Annotated in this window: 16 protein-coding genes; 9 read left to right on the top strand and 7 right to left on the bottom strand. The window is 64.1% G+C overall.

Annotated elements, in window-relative coordinates:
• Positions 1 to 6 precede the first annotated feature (6 nt).
• From AC3WLX_RS10865 to AC3WLX_RS10845, 5 genes are all read left to right on the top strand, one after another.
• Positions 7 to 1,092: an ABC transporter ATP-binding protein gene (locus AC3WLX_RS10865; protein ID WP_492335825.1), complete on the top strand. Its 1,086-nt coding sequence runs from the start codon at positions 7 to 9 to the stop codon at positions 1,090 to 1,092.
• Positions 1,092 to 1,994, top strand: a complete 903-nt coding sequence (locus tag AC3WLX_RS10860; RefSeq protein WP_492335824.1) for a carbohydrate ABC transporter permease — start codon at positions 1,092 to 1,094, stop codon at positions 1,992 to 1,994. The genes AC3WLX_RS10865 and AC3WLX_RS10860 overlap by 1 nt, the downstream gene beginning before the upstream one ends.
• Positions 1,994 to 2,800 (top strand): carbohydrate ABC transporter permease, encoded by an 807-nt coding sequence (locus AC3WLX_RS10855; RefSeq protein ID WP_492335823.1) that lies wholly within the window; start codon positions 1,994 to 1,996, stop codon positions 2,798 to 2,800. Before AC3WLX_RS10860 ends, AC3WLX_RS10855 begins: the two co-directional genes overlap by 1 nt.
• A 10-nt stretch (positions 2,801 to 2,810) precedes the next feature.
• Positions 2,811 to 3,140 (top strand): DUF2160 domain-containing protein, encoded by a 330-nt coding sequence (locus AC3WLX_RS10850; protein WP_291621025.1) that lies wholly within the window; start codon positions 2,811 to 2,813, stop codon positions 3,138 to 3,140.
• 130 nt (positions 3,141 to 3,270) lie between these two features.
• A complete protein-coding gene (locus AC3WLX_RS10845; RefSeq protein ID WP_291621057.1) occupies positions 3,271 to 5,013 on the top strand; it encodes an ABC transporter substrate-binding protein in 1,743 nt (580 codons plus the stop codon).
• A gap of 247 nt (positions 5,014 to 5,260) precedes the next feature.
• On the opposite strand, the gene AC3WLX_RS10840 is transcribed toward AC3WLX_RS10845, so the two are convergent.
• From AC3WLX_RS10840 to AC3WLX_RS10830, 3 genes are all read right to left on the bottom strand, one after another.
• On the bottom strand, positions 5,261 to 6,361 hold the full coding sequence (locus tag AC3WLX_RS10840) for an alkene reductase (RefSeq protein ID WP_492335822.1): 1,101 nt from the start codon (positions 6,359 to 6,361) through the stop codon (positions 5,261 to 5,263).
• 170 nt (positions 6,362 to 6,531) lie between these two features.
• Positions 6,532 to 7,035 (bottom strand): DUF1993 domain-containing protein, encoded by a 504-nt coding sequence (locus AC3WLX_RS10835; RefSeq protein ID WP_291621020.1) that lies wholly within the window; start codon positions 7,033 to 7,035, stop codon positions 6,532 to 6,534.
• 242 nt (positions 7,036 to 7,277) lie between these two features.
• A complete protein-coding gene (locus tag AC3WLX_RS10830) occupies positions 7,278 to 8,573 on the bottom strand; it encodes a lytic murein transglycosylase (RefSeq protein ID WP_492335821.1) in 1,296 nt (431 codons plus the stop codon).
• 280 nt (positions 8,574 to 8,853) lie between these two features.
• Here AC3WLX_RS10830 and htpX point away from each other — a divergent pair, with 280 nt between their 5' ends.
• Positions 8,854 to 9,798 carry a zinc metalloprotease HtpX gene (gene htpX, locus AC3WLX_RS10825; RefSeq protein ID WP_492335820.1) on the top strand — a complete coding sequence of 315 codons (945 nt, stop codon included), beginning with the start codon at positions 8,854 to 8,856 and terminating at the stop codon, positions 9,796 to 9,798.
• Positions 9,799 to 9,932: 134 nt separating this feature from the next.
• On the top strand, positions 9,933 to 10,574 hold the full coding sequence (locus AC3WLX_RS10820) for a tetratricopeptide repeat protein (RefSeq protein ID WP_492335819.1): 642 nt from the start codon (positions 9,933 to 9,935) through the stop codon (positions 10,572 to 10,574).
• Positions 10,575 to 10,753: 179 nt separating this feature from the next.
• On the opposite strand, the gene AC3WLX_RS10815 is transcribed toward AC3WLX_RS10820, so the two are convergent.
• The 4 genes from AC3WLX_RS10815 to AC3WLX_RS10800 all read right to left on the bottom strand — a co-directional run bounded on the left by AC3WLX_RS10815 (position 10,754) and on the right by AC3WLX_RS10800 (position 14,057).
• A complete protein-coding gene (locus AC3WLX_RS10815; protein WP_291624327.1) occupies positions 10,754 to 11,107 on the bottom strand; it encodes a hypothetical protein in 354 nt (117 codons plus the stop codon).
• Positions 11,108 to 11,278: 171 nt separating this feature from the next.
• Positions 11,279 to 12,079: a hypothetical protein gene (locus tag AC3WLX_RS10810; RefSeq protein WP_492335818.1), complete on the bottom strand. Its 801-nt coding sequence runs from the start codon at positions 12,077 to 12,079 to the stop codon at positions 11,279 to 11,281.
• Between the two features lie 195 nt (positions 12,080 to 12,274).
• The gene (locus AC3WLX_RS10805) at positions 12,275 to 12,496 is read right to left on the bottom strand and encodes a hypothetical protein (protein ID WP_291624323.1); all 222 of its coding nucleotides are present in this window, start codon (positions 12,494 to 12,496) and stop codon (positions 12,275 to 12,277) included.
• 115 nt (positions 12,497 to 12,611) lie between these two features.
• A complete protein-coding gene (locus AC3WLX_RS10800; protein WP_492335817.1) occupies positions 12,612 to 14,057 on the bottom strand; it encodes a helix-turn-helix domain-containing protein in 1,446 nt (481 codons plus the stop codon).
• 234 nt (positions 14,058 to 14,291) lie between these two features.
• Between AC3WLX_RS10800 and AC3WLX_RS10795 the strand changes: the two genes are divergently transcribed.
• Positions 14,292 to 15,923, top strand: coding sequence for an isocitrate lyase (locus AC3WLX_RS10795; RefSeq protein WP_291624318.1), 1,632 nt, complete (start codon positions 14,292 to 14,294; stop codon positions 15,921 to 15,923).
• 30 nt (positions 15,924 to 15,953) lie between these two features.
• A complete protein-coding gene (locus tag AC3WLX_RS10790; protein ID WP_036013800.1) occupies positions 15,954 to 16,163 on the top strand; it encodes a DUF4170 domain-containing protein in 210 nt (69 codons plus the stop codon).
• Positions 16,164 to 16,283 lie beyond the last annotated feature (120 nt).

The following is a 16,283-nucleotide window of genomic DNA, read 5'->3' as shown; positions in this document are numbered from 1 at the left end:
TGCGCCATGGCCCGCATTGACCTCGTCGATCTCGCCCATTCCTACGGCGGCAACGATGCGCCGCCGGAAAGCTTTGCGCTCAAGCCTGTAACCATGACCTGGCGGCAGGGCGGCGCCTATGCGCTGCTCGGGCCCTCCGGCTGCGGCAAGACCACGCTGCTCAACGTCATCTCCGGCATCATTACGCCGTCGCGCGGGAAGATCCTGTTCGACGGCAAGGACATCACGCCGCTGTCGACCCAGAAACGCAACATCGCCCAGGTGTTCCAGTTTCCGGTGATCTACGACACAATGACGGTGGGGCAGAACCTGGCGTTCCCGCTGAAGAACCGCGGCGTGCCGAAGGCCGAGATCGACAAGCGCGTCGCCGAGATTGGCCGCCTGCTCGATCTCGAGCCCTATCTCAATCGCAAGGCGACGCGCCTCACCGCCGACGCCAAGCAGAAGATCTCGCTCGGCCGCGGCCTCGTTCGTTCCGACGTCGCCGCCGTGCTGTTCGACGAGCCGCTGACGGTGATCGACCCCGAGCTGAAATGGCAACTGCGCTCCAAGCTGAAGGCGCTGCACCGCGAGCTCGATCTCACGATGATCTACGTCACCCACGACCAGACCGAGGCGCTGACCTTCGCCGACACCGTCGTCGTCATGCATGATGGCCGCGTGGTGCAGAGCGGCACCCCGGCCGAGCTGTTCGACAAGCCGGCGCACACTTTCGTCGGCTATTTCATCGGCTCGCCCGGCATGAACATCCTGCCGGCCGAGGTGAGGGGACGCGAGGCGAAGGTCGGCGGTCACGTCATCGCGCTGAACCGCGCCTACGACAATCTGCCTTCAGGCGCGAAGATCGAGATCGGCGTGCGTCCCGAATTCGTCGAGGTCGTTGCGGCGGCGCCCGGCCTGCTGACGGCGAAGATCGAGCGCCTCGACGATCTCGGCCGCATCCGCTTTGCGCGCGCGCGCTTCGGTGACGCCAAGCTCGCTGCACGCGCGCCGGCCGGCTTCTCGAGTGCGGACGGCAATGCCGGGCTGAAATTCGATCCGTCCCACGTTCACGTCTATGCCGACAGCCTTCTGGTGGAGGGAGCCGCCTGATGGACAAGACCGTCAACCAAAAAGCCTGGTTCCTGGTGCTGCCGGTGTTCCTGGTCGTCGCCTTCTCGGCGGTGCTGCCGCTGATGACCGTGGTGAACTATTCGATGCAGGACACCTTCGGCAACAACCAGTTCTTCTGGAACGGCGTCGGCTGGTTCAAGGAGCTGCTCGATCCCTCGACCGATCTCGGGGGGCGCTTCCTCGCCTCGCTCGGCCGCAACCTGTTCTTCTCGCTGGTGATCCTCGCGATCGAGGTGCCGCTCGGCATCGTCGTTGCGCTGTCGATGCCGCGCGAGGGCTGGACCGTCGCGGCCTGCCTGGTGATCCTGGCGCTGCCGCTGCTGATCCCCTGGAACGTGGTCGGCACGATCTGGCAGATCTTCGGCCGGCCCGACATCGGGCTGCTCGGCTATACGCTCAACGCCATGGGCATCGACTACAACTACGTCTCCAACGACGTCGACGCCTGGGTCACCGTCATCGTGATGGATGTGTGGCATTGGACCAGCCTCGTCGCGCTGCTCTGCTACGCCGGCCTGAAGTCGATTCCGGAGGCCTATTACCAGGCGGCCCAGATCGACGGCGCCTCGCGCTGGGCGGTGTTCAAGGCGATCCAGCTGCCGAAGATGAATCGCGTGCTGCTGATCGCGGTGCTGCTGCGCTTCATGGACAGCTTCATGATCTACACCGAGCCGTTCGTCGTCACCGGCGGCGGGCCCGGCAACTCCACGACCTTCGTGTCGATCGAGCTCGTCAAGATCGCGCTCGGCCAGTTCGACCTCGGCAAGGCCGCGGCGCTGTCGCTGGTCTACAATCTGATCATCCTGATCGTCTGCTGGATTTTCTACACCGTCATGACCAACGCCGGCACCGAACGCGCCGTCAAGGAAGGAGCCGCGTGATGCATTCGATCCCCGGCCGCCGCCTCATCATGGGGCTGTTCCTGGTCTTCCTGCTGTTGCCGATCTACTGGCTCGTCAACATGAGCTTCAAGACCAACAGCGAGATCGTCTCGACGATGACGCTGTGGCCGCACACCCCGACGCTGCAGCACTATCAGCGCATCTTCACGGACGAGAGCTGGTATTCCGGCTACATCAACTCGCTGACCTATGTGGTCCTCAACACCGTCATCTCGATCGCGGTGGCCTTGCCGGCGGCTTACGCCTTCTCGCGCTACCGCTTCCTCGGCGACAAGCATCTGTTCTTCTGGCTGTTGTCGAATCGCATGGCGCCGGCCGCGGTCTACGCGCTGCCGTTCTTCAACCTTTATTCGGCGATCGGCCTGTTCGATACGCCCTGGGCGGTCGCGCTGGCGCACTGCATCTTCAACGTTCCGCTCGCGGTGTGGATCCTAGAAGGATTCGTCTCCGGCGTGCCGCGCGAGATCGACGAGACCGCCTTCCTCGACGGCTATTCCTTCCCCCGCTTCTTCATCAAGATTCTGGTGCCGCTGATCGCGAGCGGCATCGGCGTCGCCGCCTTCTTCTGCTTCATGTTTTCGTGGGTCGAGCTCTTGCTCGCGCGCACGCTGACCTCGGTGCATGCCAAGCCGATCGCGGCGATCATGACGCGCACGGTGTCGGCGGCCGGCATGGACTGGGGTCTGCTCGCGGCGGCCGGCGTGCTCACCATCATCCCGGGCGCGCTCGTGATCTGGTTCGTCCGCAATTACATCGCGCGCGGTTTCGCGCTCGGCCGGGTCTAAGGAGGCGATCATGGAGTCAATCGCATGGATGGCCTGGACGTTGCCGACGGCGATCTTCTTCGCCGCGCTCGGCTGCACGCTCGCGGTCATGACCTGGCTGGCCGCGGTCTATCCGGAGGCCGAGCGGGTCGGCGTGCTGCGCATCCCGACCACGCGCGGCGATCGCCTGTTCGTCTCGTTGATCGTGGCCGCCGTCATTCACCTCGCGTGGATCGGTCTCGTCGGCACGGATCCGCTCGCCACGCTGCCGATCGGCGAGGAGGGGTTCGAGATTTCGAGCCTGTGGCTCGCAAGTGGAATTTCGCTTGTAACGGCCGTGCTCATCTTCCGCACGGTCTGAAGCTCGCGAAGGGACGGCCAGGTCCGGGACCAACCCGGGCCTGTATAAAAGTTTGTCGCTGCAACGGAGGAACACCATGCGACAGTTTAGGAGAAGGAAAGGTCCATTGACCAAGAGCAGTTTTCTGACGATGTCGAGCGCTGCCGCGATCGTTGCGGTCTCGTTCGCCCTCTCGGCTCCGGTTCGCGCCGCCGACGAGGCGACGATCCAGAAGTGGATCGCCGAATTCCAGCCCTCGACGCTGTCGAAGGAAGACCAGAAGAAGGAGCTGGAGTGGTTCGCCAAGGCCGCCGAACCCTTCAAGGGCATGGAGATCAACGTCGTCTCCGAGACCATCACAACCCACGAATACGAGGCACAGACGCTCGCCAAGGCATTCTCCGAGCTGACTGGCATCAAGCTCAAGCACGACCTCATCCAGGAAGGTGACGTCGTCGAGAAGCTGCAGACCCAGATGCAGTCCGGCAAGAACGTCTATGACGGCTGGATCAACGATTCCGACCTGATCGGGACCCACTTCCGCTACGGCCAGACCGTCGCGCTGTCGGACTACATGACCGGTGAGGGCAAGGACGTCACCAATCCGATGCTCGACGTCAACGACTTCATCGGCAAGTCGTTCGGCACCGGGCCGGACGGCAAGCTCTATCAGCTGCCCGACCAGCAGTTCGCCAACCTCTACTGGTTCCGCTACGACTGGTTCACCAACCCCGACTACAAGGCCAAGTTCAAGGCCAAGTACGGCTACGAGCTCGGCGTGCCCGTGAACTGGTCCGCCTACGAGGACATCGCCGAGTTCTTCACCAACGACATCAAGGAGATCAACGGCGTCAAGGTCTACGGCCATATGGACTATGGCAAGAAGGACCCCTCGCTCGGATGGCGCTTCACCGACGCCTGGCTGTCGATGGCCGGCAACGGCGACAAGGGCATTCCGAACGGCCTGCCGGTCGACGAATGGGGCATCCGCATGGAAGGCTGCCGCCCCGTCGGCTCCTCGGTCGAGCGTGGTGGCGACACCAACGGCCCGGCGGCGGTCTACTCGATCACCAAGTACCTCGAGTGGATGAAGAAGTATGCGCCGCCGCAGGCGCAGGGCATGACGTTCTCCGAGTCCGGCCCCGTGCCGGCGCAGGGCAACATCGCCCAGCAGATGTTCTGGTACACCGCCTTCACCGCCGACATGGTGAAGCCGGGCATCGCCGTGATGAACGCGGACGGCACGCCGAAATGGCGCATGGCTCCCTCGCCGCACGGCTCCTACTGGAAGGAAGGCATGAAGCTCGGCTATCAGGACGCGGGCTCCGTGACGCTGCTGAAGTCGACACCGCCGGACCGCCGCAAGGCGGCCTGGCTCTATCTCCAGTTCATCGTCTCCAAGACGGTGAGCCTGAAGAAGAGCCATGTCGGTCTCACCTTCGTCCGTGAATCCGACATCTGGGACAAGTCGTTCACGGAACGTGCGCCGAAGCTCGGCGGCCTGATCGAGTTCTACCGCTCGCCCGCCCGCGTGCAGTGGACCCCGACCGGCAACAACGTGCCCGACTATCCGAAGCTCGCGCAGCTCTGGTGGCAGAACATCGGCGACGCGTCGTCCGGTGCGAAGACGCCGCAAGCCGCAATGGACGCTTTGGCTGCCGCGCAGGACTCCGTCATGGAGCGCCTGGAGAAATCCGGCGTGCAGGGTGCCTGCGGTCCGAAGCTCAACAAGAAGGAGAAGCCGGAGTACTGGTTCGCGAAGGCCGAGAAGGACGGCACCATCGCGCCCCAGCGCAAGCTCGCCAACGAGAAGCCGAAGGGCGAGACGGTGGACTACGACACCCTGATCAAGTCGTGGCCCGCCACCCCCCCGAAGCGCGCGGAAGCGAAGTAGGCGGCGCGTAGCATCTCCAAATACGAAAGGCCGGGAGCAATCCCGGCCTTTTTTCTTTTGGCGCTTGTGATGGCAAGCTTGTGGCACGCACGTTCTGCATTCTCGGTGTCATTGCCCGCCTGGTGCGCAATGGCGCACAGGGGCGGGCAATCCAGCACGCCGCGACCCATCGGTTGAATCTCGCCACCGGTGATTACTGGATGCCCCGCCTTCGCGGGGCATGACAGCGTCATGTGTGGAGAAGAAACTACTCCGCCGGCTCGGCCGCCAGCGTCGGATAATCGGTATAGCCCTTGGCGCCGCCGCCGTAGAACGTGTTCTTGTCCCAGTCATTCAGCGCGGCGCCCTGCTTCAGCCGCTCGACGAGGTCGGGGTTGGAGATGAACGGCTTGCCGAAGGCGATGAGGTCGGCCGCGTTCGCGTCCAGCACCTTGGTGGCGAGATCGAAGTCGTAGCCGTTGTTGGCGACGTAGGCGCCCGAGAAGCGCTTGCGCAACGACGCATAGTCGAACGGCGCGACGTCGCGCGGCCCGCCGGTGGCGCCTTCGACCACGTGGAGATAGACCAGCTTTAGCGCGCTGAGGCCGTCGACGATGTGATCATACAGCGCCTGCGGGTTGGAATCCGAGATGTCGTTGGCCGGCGTCACCGGCGAGATGCGGATGCCCGTACGCTCGGCGCCGGCTTCAGCTGCCACCGCCTTGGAGACCTCCAGCATCAGTTTCGCGCGGTTCTCGATCGAGCCGCCATAGGCATCTGTGCGCTTGTTGGCGCCGTCCTTGGCGAATTGCTCGAGCAGATAGCCGTTGGCCCCGTGGATCTCGACGCCGTCGAAGCCGGCCTCCAGCGCGTTCTTCGCCGCGCGCTTGAAGTCGTCGATGATTGCAGGAATTTCGGAAAGCTCGAGCGCACGGGGCTCGGAGACGTCGGCGAAACCGCCGTTCACGAAGGTCTTGCCCTTGGCGCGGATCGCGCTCGGCGCCACCGGGGCTGCGCCATTCGCCTGGAGATCGACATGCGAGATGCGGCCGACATGCCAGAGCTGGATGAAGATCTTGCCGCCGCGCTCATGCACCTTGTCGGTGACCTTGCGCCAGCCGGCGACCTGGTCCTTGCTGTAAATGCCGGGGGTGTCCTGGTAGCCCTGGCCCTGTTGCGAGACCTGGCTTGCTTCGGTGATCAGGAGCCCGGCGGAGGCGCGCTGGGCATAATAGTCGGCGGCGAGCGGGCCGGGCACGAAGGTGCCGGGTACGGCGCGGTTTCGCGTCAGCGGCGCCATCACCAGGCGGTTGGCCAGCGTGATGGGGCCGAGCTTGTAGGTCTCGAACAATTTGGTCGAACGGCTCATGGGCAATGCTTCCAGGCGGTGAGAGGTCCCGAACACTTGTGCATCGCGGCATCGGGCGCAAGGGACGAGCCATACGGAAAGTGCAGGCGAGCTACGCGGCGGCGCCCCCGTAGCATAATTCATGTGCAATTCCGGGGACGGCAGCAGACTTCCGCTACCGATCTGATGGATCAGTTCGTGCCCATGAAATCGCGTTTTCCGATCTCGACGCCGTTGTGGCGCAGGATGCCGTGGGCGGTCGCGGCGTGGAAATAGAAGTTCGGCAGCGAGAAAGAGCTGAAGAATTGCTGGCCCTTCATGGTGATGGATTTGTCCGGGCCTGCCGGAAAGGTGACGTCCCTCACTTCGGCACCTTCAAACTGCTCGGGCTTGAACGACTTCACGTAGTCGATGGTCCTGGCCAGCCGCTGCTTCAATTCCGCAAAACTGGTCTCGGTATCGGGCGTTGTCGGCACCTCGCTGTGGGTCAGCCGGGCACAGCCCTTGGCGGCGAAATCGCTGACCAGCTGGATCTGCCGCGACAGCGGCAGCATGTCCGGAAACAGCCGGGAGCCCAGCAACACGCTCGGGTCGATCTTCCTGGCCGCGCAATGCGCCTCAGCCTTGGTGAGCAGCCCGGTCACGCTGTTCAGCATCTGCAAATAGGCGGGGACTACGGCGTCGTAGAAGGACATGTGATGCTCGCTTCAAATGGTGGGGAATTTCAGGAGAAAACCTGAGCCACTCACATGGGAGCCTCATGGAAAAATACAATCGCAGAGCGCGGCTTGTGCGATGCGAAAATTCTACGGCGTCATCCTCGCTGTCATCGCCCGGCCTGACCGGGCGATCCAGTACGCCGAGACAGTTTGGGTTGAATCGATAAGCCGCGGCGTACTGGATGCCCCGGTCGAGCCGGGGCATGACGGAGGAGGGTTTAGCGGATCGTCGCCAGGGGCGGCGCCTGGGCCGTGCCGCCGCGCATGCGGGCGAGCAACTCGGCGGTCGGCCAGGAATCCGCCGGCAGGCCGTACTTGATCTGCATGGCCTTCACGGCGGCGCGGCTCTGCTGGCCCAGCACGCCGTCGATCTTGCCGACATTGAAGCCGGCGCGAACAAGCAACTGCTGCAATTCCTTGAGCTCGTTGAACGGCAGCTGCGCCACCGGCGTCGACGGCTTGCGCATCGGCGCCGCGCCGGCAATGCGCGAGGCCAGATAGCCCGCGGTCGTCGCGTAGATCAGCGAGTTATTCCACTCGGTGTAGGCCGCGAAATTCGCATAGGCCAGGAAGGCCGGACCAGTTCGCCCCATCGGCAGCAGCACGGATGCGGCGAGACTGTCGTTTGGCAGCGGCCGACCGTCGGGATAGGTGACGCCCAGTTGCGCCCATGTCGAACGCGGCTCGCGCACGGTGAGATCGGTTTTGTCCCACGGCAGGTTCGGCGGCACCCTGATCTCTTCCAGCCACGGCTCGCCGCGCCGCCACTTCAAGCCGTTGGCGATGTAGTTCGCGGTCGAGCCGATCACGTCGGCCGGCGAGCGCAACAAATCGCGGCGCCCGTCGCCGTCATAATCGACCGCGTAGTTAACGTAGTGCACGGGCAGGAATTGCGTCTGGCCGAGCTCGCCGGCCCAAGAGCCGATCATCTCGTCGGGATGCAAATCGCCGCGGTCGATAATCTTCAGCGCCGCGATGGTCTCGCCCACGAACATCTCCGAGCGGCGGCAGTCATAGGCCAGCGACACCAGCGATTTCAGCGTCGGCAGGTTGCCCATGTTGGCGCCGAAATCGCTCTCCAGGCCCCAGAACGCTGCGATCACGGCGGGCGGCACGCCGTATTCCTTTTCCGCGCGCGCGAATGCAGCCGCGTATTGCTTGATGTGCTGCTGGCCGTTCTGCATGCGATAGGGCGCGGCCATACGGCCGGCAAACTCGGTGAAGAGCTGACCGAACACGCGCTGGCCGCGGTCGCGATTGACGATGCCCTGGTCGTAGACGAGGTAGGGTGAGGCTTCCGCGATCGTGCGCTGCGACACGCCGGCGGCGACTGCCTGCTGCTTCACCTCGGCCAGGAAGCGGTCGAAGCTCGCGCCATTGTGGCAGGAGGCCGCGCGCGGCACGGAGGCTTTTGGTGCTGCCGGCTTGGCGGATGGCGGGGGTAACTGGGCGGATGCGGGAAAGGACAGCGCAGCGAAAACAACGGCCGCGATCGCAAGTCGGGTCTGGAGCATGAAGTTTCCGGCGGGGAGGGGACGCTTGGATTCTGAATGAAGCTTAATGGAAGTGGGCTGCGCAAGCCATCTCTTCGTCATTCCGGGGCGCCCGTAGGGCGAACCCGGAATCTCGAGATTCCGGGCTCGATGCTGCGCATCGCCCCGGGATGACACTGCCGAGTGCCGCGGCTCCGCGACGCACCTTGAAACCTTGCAGGTGGGCCGGTGTCATCCCTACCTCATGCCTGCCGGCCTGCTGGCGCTTCCAGCCTGCCATGGCCGGCCAGGAGAGAGGGCCATGAACTATCTTCGTACTGCAATGTTGCTGGCAGGCCTGACCGCCCTGTTCATGGGCGTCGGCTATCTGATCGGCGGCGCCTCGGGCGCCATGATCGCGCTCGTCATTGCCGCTGCGACCAATCTTTTCACCTACTGGAACTCCGACCGCATGGTGCTGTCGATGTACGGCGCCCATCAGGTCGACCGTTCGACCGCGCCGGAGCTGTTCGGCCTCGTCGCCGAGCTCGCGGGCCGTGCCGGCCTGCCGATGCCGCGCGTGTTCGTGATGGATGAGGTCCAGCCCAACGCGTTCGCCACCGGGCGCAATCCGGAAAACGCCGCCGTTGCCGTAACCACCGGCCTGATGAACCAGCTCAGCCGGGAGGAGCTCGCCGGCGTGATTGCGCACGAGCTTGCGCATATCAAGAACCACGACACGCTGCTGATGACGATCACCGCGACCATCGCCGGCGCGATTTCGATGATCGCCCAGTTCGGCATGTTCTTCGGCGGCAATCGCGAGAACAACAATGGCCTCGGTATCGTCGGCTCGATCCTGATGATGATCCTCGCCCCGCTCGGCGCCATGCTGGTGCAGATGGCGATCAGCCGGACCCGCGAATATGCCGCGGACAATCTCGGTGCGCGGATCGTGGGACAGCCGATGTGGCTGGCCTCGGCGCTGGTGAAGATCGAGGGCGCCGCGCATCAGGTGCCGAACTACGAGGCCGAGCGGAATCCGGCGACGGCGCACATGTTCATCATCAATCCGCTGTCGGGCCACGGCGTCGATAATCTGTTCGCCACCCATCCGTCGACGCAGAACCGCATCGCGGCACTCCAGCAACTCGCGGCCGAGTTTGGGCGGGGTGCGCCGTCGGTCGGTGCCAATGAGAACTATCCGTCGCGCAGTCCGTGGGGCCGCTCCTCCTCCCGTGGGCCTTCCCGCGGGCCCTGGGGCTGACGGAACCGCAAGCTTATGCGTGCGGCTTTGTGACCTGGCGCACACAAAATCCCCGGCGCTGGTGTTAACACCCCAGCGAGACCAATTCTTCGAAAGGGGATGCGTGGCCGGCCCGCTGCCGGCCATCGTCGAAGATGACCAGAATTGTGGTGCCATTGCTGATCGTCCTGTGCGTGCTCATCGGCCTGTCCACGCACATGGTCGTCAATTGCGGCGACGAGGACGATCCCGATATCTGCTCGGCGGTGATCGGTTTCTCGCCGCTGCGCGGCTCGCTGATCGCCTTCGCCTATGCGGGGCGCGGGCGGATCGCGCTACGTCGCGGCGACTTCGGGCGGGCGATCGCCGATTTCGACGAGGCCATCCACCTCAATCCGAACCGCGCTTCGCTCTATCGCGACCGGGCGCTGGCGCGTCGGCAGAATGGCGACCTCGAGCTTGCCGTTGCCGATTACGACGAGGCGATCGCGCATGATCCCAAGCGCGCCGCGCCCTATCACCAGCGCGGACTGGCGCTCGCCGCCATGGGCGATCTCGACCGCGCCATCCTGAGCTACAACACGGCGATCCGTCTCGACCCCTCAGACGCGCAGGCCCGGCTCGACCGCGGCCTCGCGTTTCTCGCCCGCGGCCAGCTCGACGACGCCCGCGCCGATTTCGAGAACGCGCTGGCGCTGCCGATGGGCAAGGACGACCGTGCCCACGAGGCCGCACGCGCCAGGCTCGCCGAGCTGGCGAGCGTCGAGTCAGTGCAGGTGTCGGCGCCGAGAAGGTAAGCAGAGCTCTCCGCGACGCCCGGACTCGTAGGGTGGGCAAGGGCGCACTTGCGCCGTGCCCACGATCTTTTCAGTGCAGTAACAGACGCGTAGGCACGCTTCGCTTTGCCTACCCTACGAGGCTGATTGTGTGGAGAGCTGACCGAAGCTCTCGCTTTGGGAGGGGAAGATGAAAGAGCTTACTTCGCCTTCTTCGCTTTCGCCTTCTTCGCCTTGGCGGCCTTCTTCGCCGGTTTCTCGCCCTTCGCCTTCTCCACCTTGACCGTAACAGGCGTGCTGGCGGCGAGCCGCATCGACCGGGCGTAGCTGTCGGCGACGTTGTCGGCCGACATCTGCAGGCGCTTGGCGGCGGCGGTGGCCTGCTCCATGGTGGCCTTGGCCATCATCTTGAAGCGCTCACCGGTCTCCTTGCCCTTGGCCTTGGCCGCAAGGCCATTGAAGCGATCCCGCCGCTCCTTGGCGCGGGTCATCAGGCCCGTATGCAGCTGTCTGGCCAATTGCCGGATCACGACATCCAGGTCGGCGTCCGCCATGTTCTCTCATCCCCTTCGAAAAACGGTATCGATGCGGCGGAACTATGCAGATCACGCCCCTGCTTGGCAATTGCCGCGAGCGCGTCATCCGCAGCTTCCGGCCCACGAAGCAAAAAGCCGCGCTGTTCGCGCGGCTCCGATGCAGTCCGGCGCAGGCAGCTCGCTTTGGACTTATTTCAGCGAGGCCACCGGGCCGTTCGAGGCCGCCGGCTCGGGGTCGAAGCCGAACACGCCGACCAGGTATTTGTAGTAGTCCGGCATCTTCTCCTTGAGCGCCTCCCGCGACTTCGGATCGTGGAATTCGCTTTTTCCGGCCAGGAAGATGCTGGCGGTCACGGCGAAGAACTCCATCGGGTTCTTCATCGCATAGGACTCCTTGGGCAGCATGTCCTTGGACTTGGCCAGGGCGTAATAGGCGATCACACCCTTGTTGGCATAGCCGTCCGGCAGCAGCCGCGCGTGATAGGCATGCAGGAGTTCGTGCAGCAGCACGGCCTCCTTCTCGTAGCGCATCATGTCGGGACGCAGCATGATCACGCCGAGCCCCGAATCGACCGCGAGGTCGACGGCGTTCGGATTGGTCCAGCGCTGCTTGTTGTGGTCCCACACCGTGAGCGTCCGCGGCACGCGGCGCTCGACGTTGGGGGCTACGCGGCCGTAGCAGGCGGTCGCGGCACCTTCGTCGAGGCACGCGAGCTCGCTCGCGATGATCGGCACGGTGCGGAAGAAGCGCAGCACGCGTGGCGACAGGCCGGTCGCTTCGACGGCGTCGATCTGCTGCTTCAGGTTGTCGGTGATCTTGTCGACGTCCTTGCGATCGGAATTTTCCGACAGGTCGAACATGTAGCCGCGATAGTTCTGGAAGCCCGGCGGCAGCGACGGTGATGCGCCGGCATCAAGCGAACCGGCATGGGACGGACCGGCGAAGAACGCACCGACAATGGTTGCGGTCAGCAGCAACGCCATGCGCATGAGTGAAACCCCCTGATGTCACTTCGCCCGGCAGAGTAAGCCGTCGCCGTTTGCGAAAAGTGAGTGGGGTGAGAGTAGGGCACCGATGTTGAAGCGAGTTTAATCGCTGGTTGCAGATCGTCGCGCCGCGTTAAAGCCCCATTTACCAAGGCTGCACTCCTCGGTGTTCGGTTGCCGCGCCGGCGTTGATGCTGGTCAGGTCATCCGGCCTGCAAGGCTGAGCTCCATGAGCGCGATCCTCTGCAAGACAGACACGTCGCGTTCTCCGGAGCTGGCCGTACGAAGAATCGATTGAGCAAGCACGTCGACGTGCCCCGAGTGCAACGGCTCCGGCAGCGTTGCGATCGCGGCGCCAAGAGCGGCGGTCATTGCCGCGATCACGTCCGGGGCAAAGGAGGCATTTGAGAAGTTTTTCATGTTCCGACCGGCGCGGCACATGTGCGGCGCGGCCCTTCTTCAGGGACAACACCGCAAAAAAAGGGAAGTTCCGGCTGTCTTACGAAGCGCGCGTCGATGACGACGCGCGGGCGACCTACAGCTCCCTTGCATTGGAGAACGCGAACGAGCTCACCCGCCGCGTGGTCTCGTCCAGGATCAGCGTGCGCGTGATCGGCGGCTCGGCGCGCTGGGCGCAGTTTTCGCGCTCGCAGAGGCGGCAATTGACGCCGATCGGCGTGCCCTCGGTCTTCTCAAGGTCCATGCCGCTGGCATAGGTCAGGCGTGCGGCGTGACGAATCTCGCAGCCTAGGCCGATGGCGAAGCGCGGCTGCGGCAGCGGATGCGGGGCGACCGGACGGCGCACCATCTGCGCGATGGAGAAATAGCGCGTGCCGTCGGGCAGCTCGATCACCTGCTTGAGCAGGCGATCCGGCGTGTCGAAGGTCGAGTGCACGTTCCAAAGCGGGCAGGTGCCGCCGAATTTGGAGAACGGGAAGGTGCCGGACGAGAAGCGCTTGGAGACATTGCCCGCATTGTCGACGCGCAACAGGAAGAACGGAATGCCGCGCGCGTTCGGCCGCTGCAGGGTGGTCAGGCGATGGCAGACCTGCTCGAAGCCGGAATTGAAGCGCTGCGCCAGCACGTGGATGTCGTAGTTGAGCGCCTCGGCGGCGGCGAGGAAAGCCGGATATGGCATCATCACGGCAGCTGCAAAGTAGTTGCCGAGCGTGATGCGGAACAGGCGGCGCGGGGCGTCGTCGAGCGGGCCGGCGCGGCCGATGATCGTCTCCAGGGCTTGCGCGCATTCCACCAAGCCCAGCTGGAAGGCGAGCTGGAACGCGCGGCCGGGCGGATCGACCAGTTCGGAGATCAGCAGCTGGCGGCGGTGGCGGTCGAACCGCCTCAGCGTCTCGCGCATTACGTCGACCGGCATGGTGCGGGTCTGGATCGAATGCTTTTCCCGCAAGCGTGCGGCAAGCGCCGCGTAGAGTCCCTCCGCCGGAACGTTCAGCTCGTCGCGGAGATTTTCCGCGGCCTGCTCCAGCTCTGGAAAATAGTTGCGGTTAGCTTCGATCAGCTCGCGCACGCGCTCGACCGGATTGGCCTCATACCGTGTGCCGACGTCGCGGTCGGCCATCTGCGCCGCCGCCAGCGTTTCGCCCTGGCGCGCCTCGGTATAGGCGGCATAGAGCCGTTGCAGCGCATGGGTGACGCCGGGGCAAAGCTCGGCGAGGTCGCGCAGCTCCTGCTTGGGAACGTCGATCTGGCGAAACAGGGGATCGGAGAAGATCTCGTTGAGCTCGGCGAAGAAGCGGTCCTCGTCCGCGGTGGCGAGATCGCGCAGGTCGAGGTCGTAGGTCTCGGCCAGCCGCAGCAGGATCTGCGCCGTCACCGGGCGCTGGTTGCGCTCGATCAGGTTGACATAGCTCGGCGAGATCCCGAGCCCCTCGGCGATCTGGGTCTGTGACAGACCCAATTGCTGCCGGATCCTCCGGAAGCGCGGGCCGACGAACAGTTTCTTGCCGGTCTCCGCGGCCATGTCTCAGCACTCCATCAGATCAAGGACAGTCATCCTGACCTATTATTTACAAAATTTACAAATTAACATCTATTACATGTTCCGATGTTACATGACATCACCAATCAGAAGCAAGCCATCTGTACGAAGTTTCGGTTTTCGCGTTTAGCTCCTGACACGCATCTCGCAATGCAGTGTCAAGAATGTCGATGGCTAGCCATCGCCATCGCCATCGTCAGCGAAAGGAACAGGCTCATGAACTACCAGCCCCGCGGCATCAGCACCCTTCAGGGTCCGTCTTCGTATCTCGACGAGGTCAAGGCGGCCCAGGCGCTCCTCGAGACCCAGCCGACCTGGAACGGGGTGACGGCCGAGGCCGTCGCACGCATGCGCCTGCAGAACCGCTTCAGGACCGGCCTCGACGTCGCCCGCTACACCGCTGCGCTGATGCGCGCCGACATGGCGGCCTATGACAACGACCCCACCAAGTACACGCAGTCGCTGGGCTGCTGGCACGGCTTCATCGCCCAGCAGAAGCTGATCTCGGTCAAGAAGCACTTCGGCAAGACCGACCGCACCTACCTCTATCTCTCCGGCTGGATGATCGCGGCGCTGCGTTCCGAGTTCGGTCCGCTGCCCGACCAGTCGATGCACGAGAAGACCTCGGTGCCGGCGCTGATCGAGGAGCTCTACACCTTCCTGCGTCAGGCGGACTCCCGCGAGCTCAACGACATCTTCCGCCTGCTCGACAAGGCGCGCAAGGAAGGCGACAAGACCCGCGAGAAGGAGCTGATCGAGAAGATCGACAACTTCCAGACCCACGTCGTGCCCGTCATCGCCGACATCGACGCCGGCTTCGGCAATGCGGAGGCGACCTACCTGCTCGCGAAGAAGATGATCGAAGCGGGCGCCTGTGCGCTGCAGATCGAGAACCAGGTCTCGGACGAGAAGCAGTGCGGCCACCAGGACGGCAAGGTCACGGTGCCGCATGACGTCTTCCTCGCGAAGATTCGCGCCTGCCGCCACGCCTTCCTCGAGCTCGGCGTCGAAGACGGCGTCGTGGTGACCCGCACCGACTCGCTTGGCGCTGGTCTCACGCAGCAGATCGCCGTCAGCCACAAGCCCGGCGACATCGGCGACCAGTACAACAGCTTCCTCGACTGCGAGGAGATCACGCCGGAGAACGCCCGCAACGGCGACGTCGTCATCAACCGCAACGGCAAGCTGATGCGTCCGAAGCGGCTGCCCTCCAACCTCTACCAGTTCCGTCCCGGCACCGGTGCAGACCGCTGCGTGCTCGACTGCATCACCTCGCTGCAGAACGGCGCCGACCTGCTCTGGATCGAGACCGAGAAGCCGCATATCGAGCAGATCGCCAGCATGGTCGACCGCATCCGCAAGGTCGTGCCGAACGCCAAGCTCGCCTACAACAACTCGCCGTCGTTCAACTGGACGCTCAACTTCCGTTGGCAGGTCTTCGATGCCTGGAAGGAAGCGGGCAAGGACGTCAGCAAGTACAACCGGGCCGAGCTGATGAAGGCGGAATATGACGACACGCCGCTGGCGCAGGAAGCCGACGAGCGCATCCGCACCTTCCAGGCGGATTCGGCCAAGCGCGCCGGCATCTTCCACCACCTGATCACGCTGCCGACCTATCACACGGCCGCGCTCTCGACCGACAATCTCGCCCGCGAGTATTTCGGCGAGCAGGGCATGCTGGGCTACGTCAAGAACGTCCAGCGCGCCGAGATCCGCCAGGGCATCGCCTGCGTGAAGCACCAGAACATGGCCGGCTCCGACATCGGTGACGACCACAAGGAGTACTTCGCGGGTGAAGCCGCCCTCAAGGCTGGCGGCGCCCACAACACGATGAACCAGTTCGGCTAACGCAGCGCGCCATTCGAGAGGAGACTGACAATGACCAAAGGCAGCAATTTCTGGGTGATCGGCGGCGAGTTCGGTTCGATGAACTTCCACAAGCTTGTGGAAGGCTCGGCCCAGGTCAAAGGTCCGTTCAAGACCCGCAAGGAAGCCGAAGAGTGCTGGAAGGAGGTCTCGGAAGAGAGCCGCCACAAGGCCGGCGTCCGCTTCTCGATCGTGGAAGAGCCCTCGCGGGTCTCGGCCTGATCGCCCCGACTTAAGAAGACGTCCAAGGACGGATGGTCCCATCCAGGCGCTGCCTGGGTGGGATCGTCTGTTTTTGGTACAGCCAAAACGCCTGTGGGCGCGGTAAGTCTCTGGAATTGT

The organism is Bradyrhizobium sp. FW305-F6 (assembly GCF_058782905.1).
This window is presented reverse-complemented; position numbering and strand designations above follow the sequence as displayed.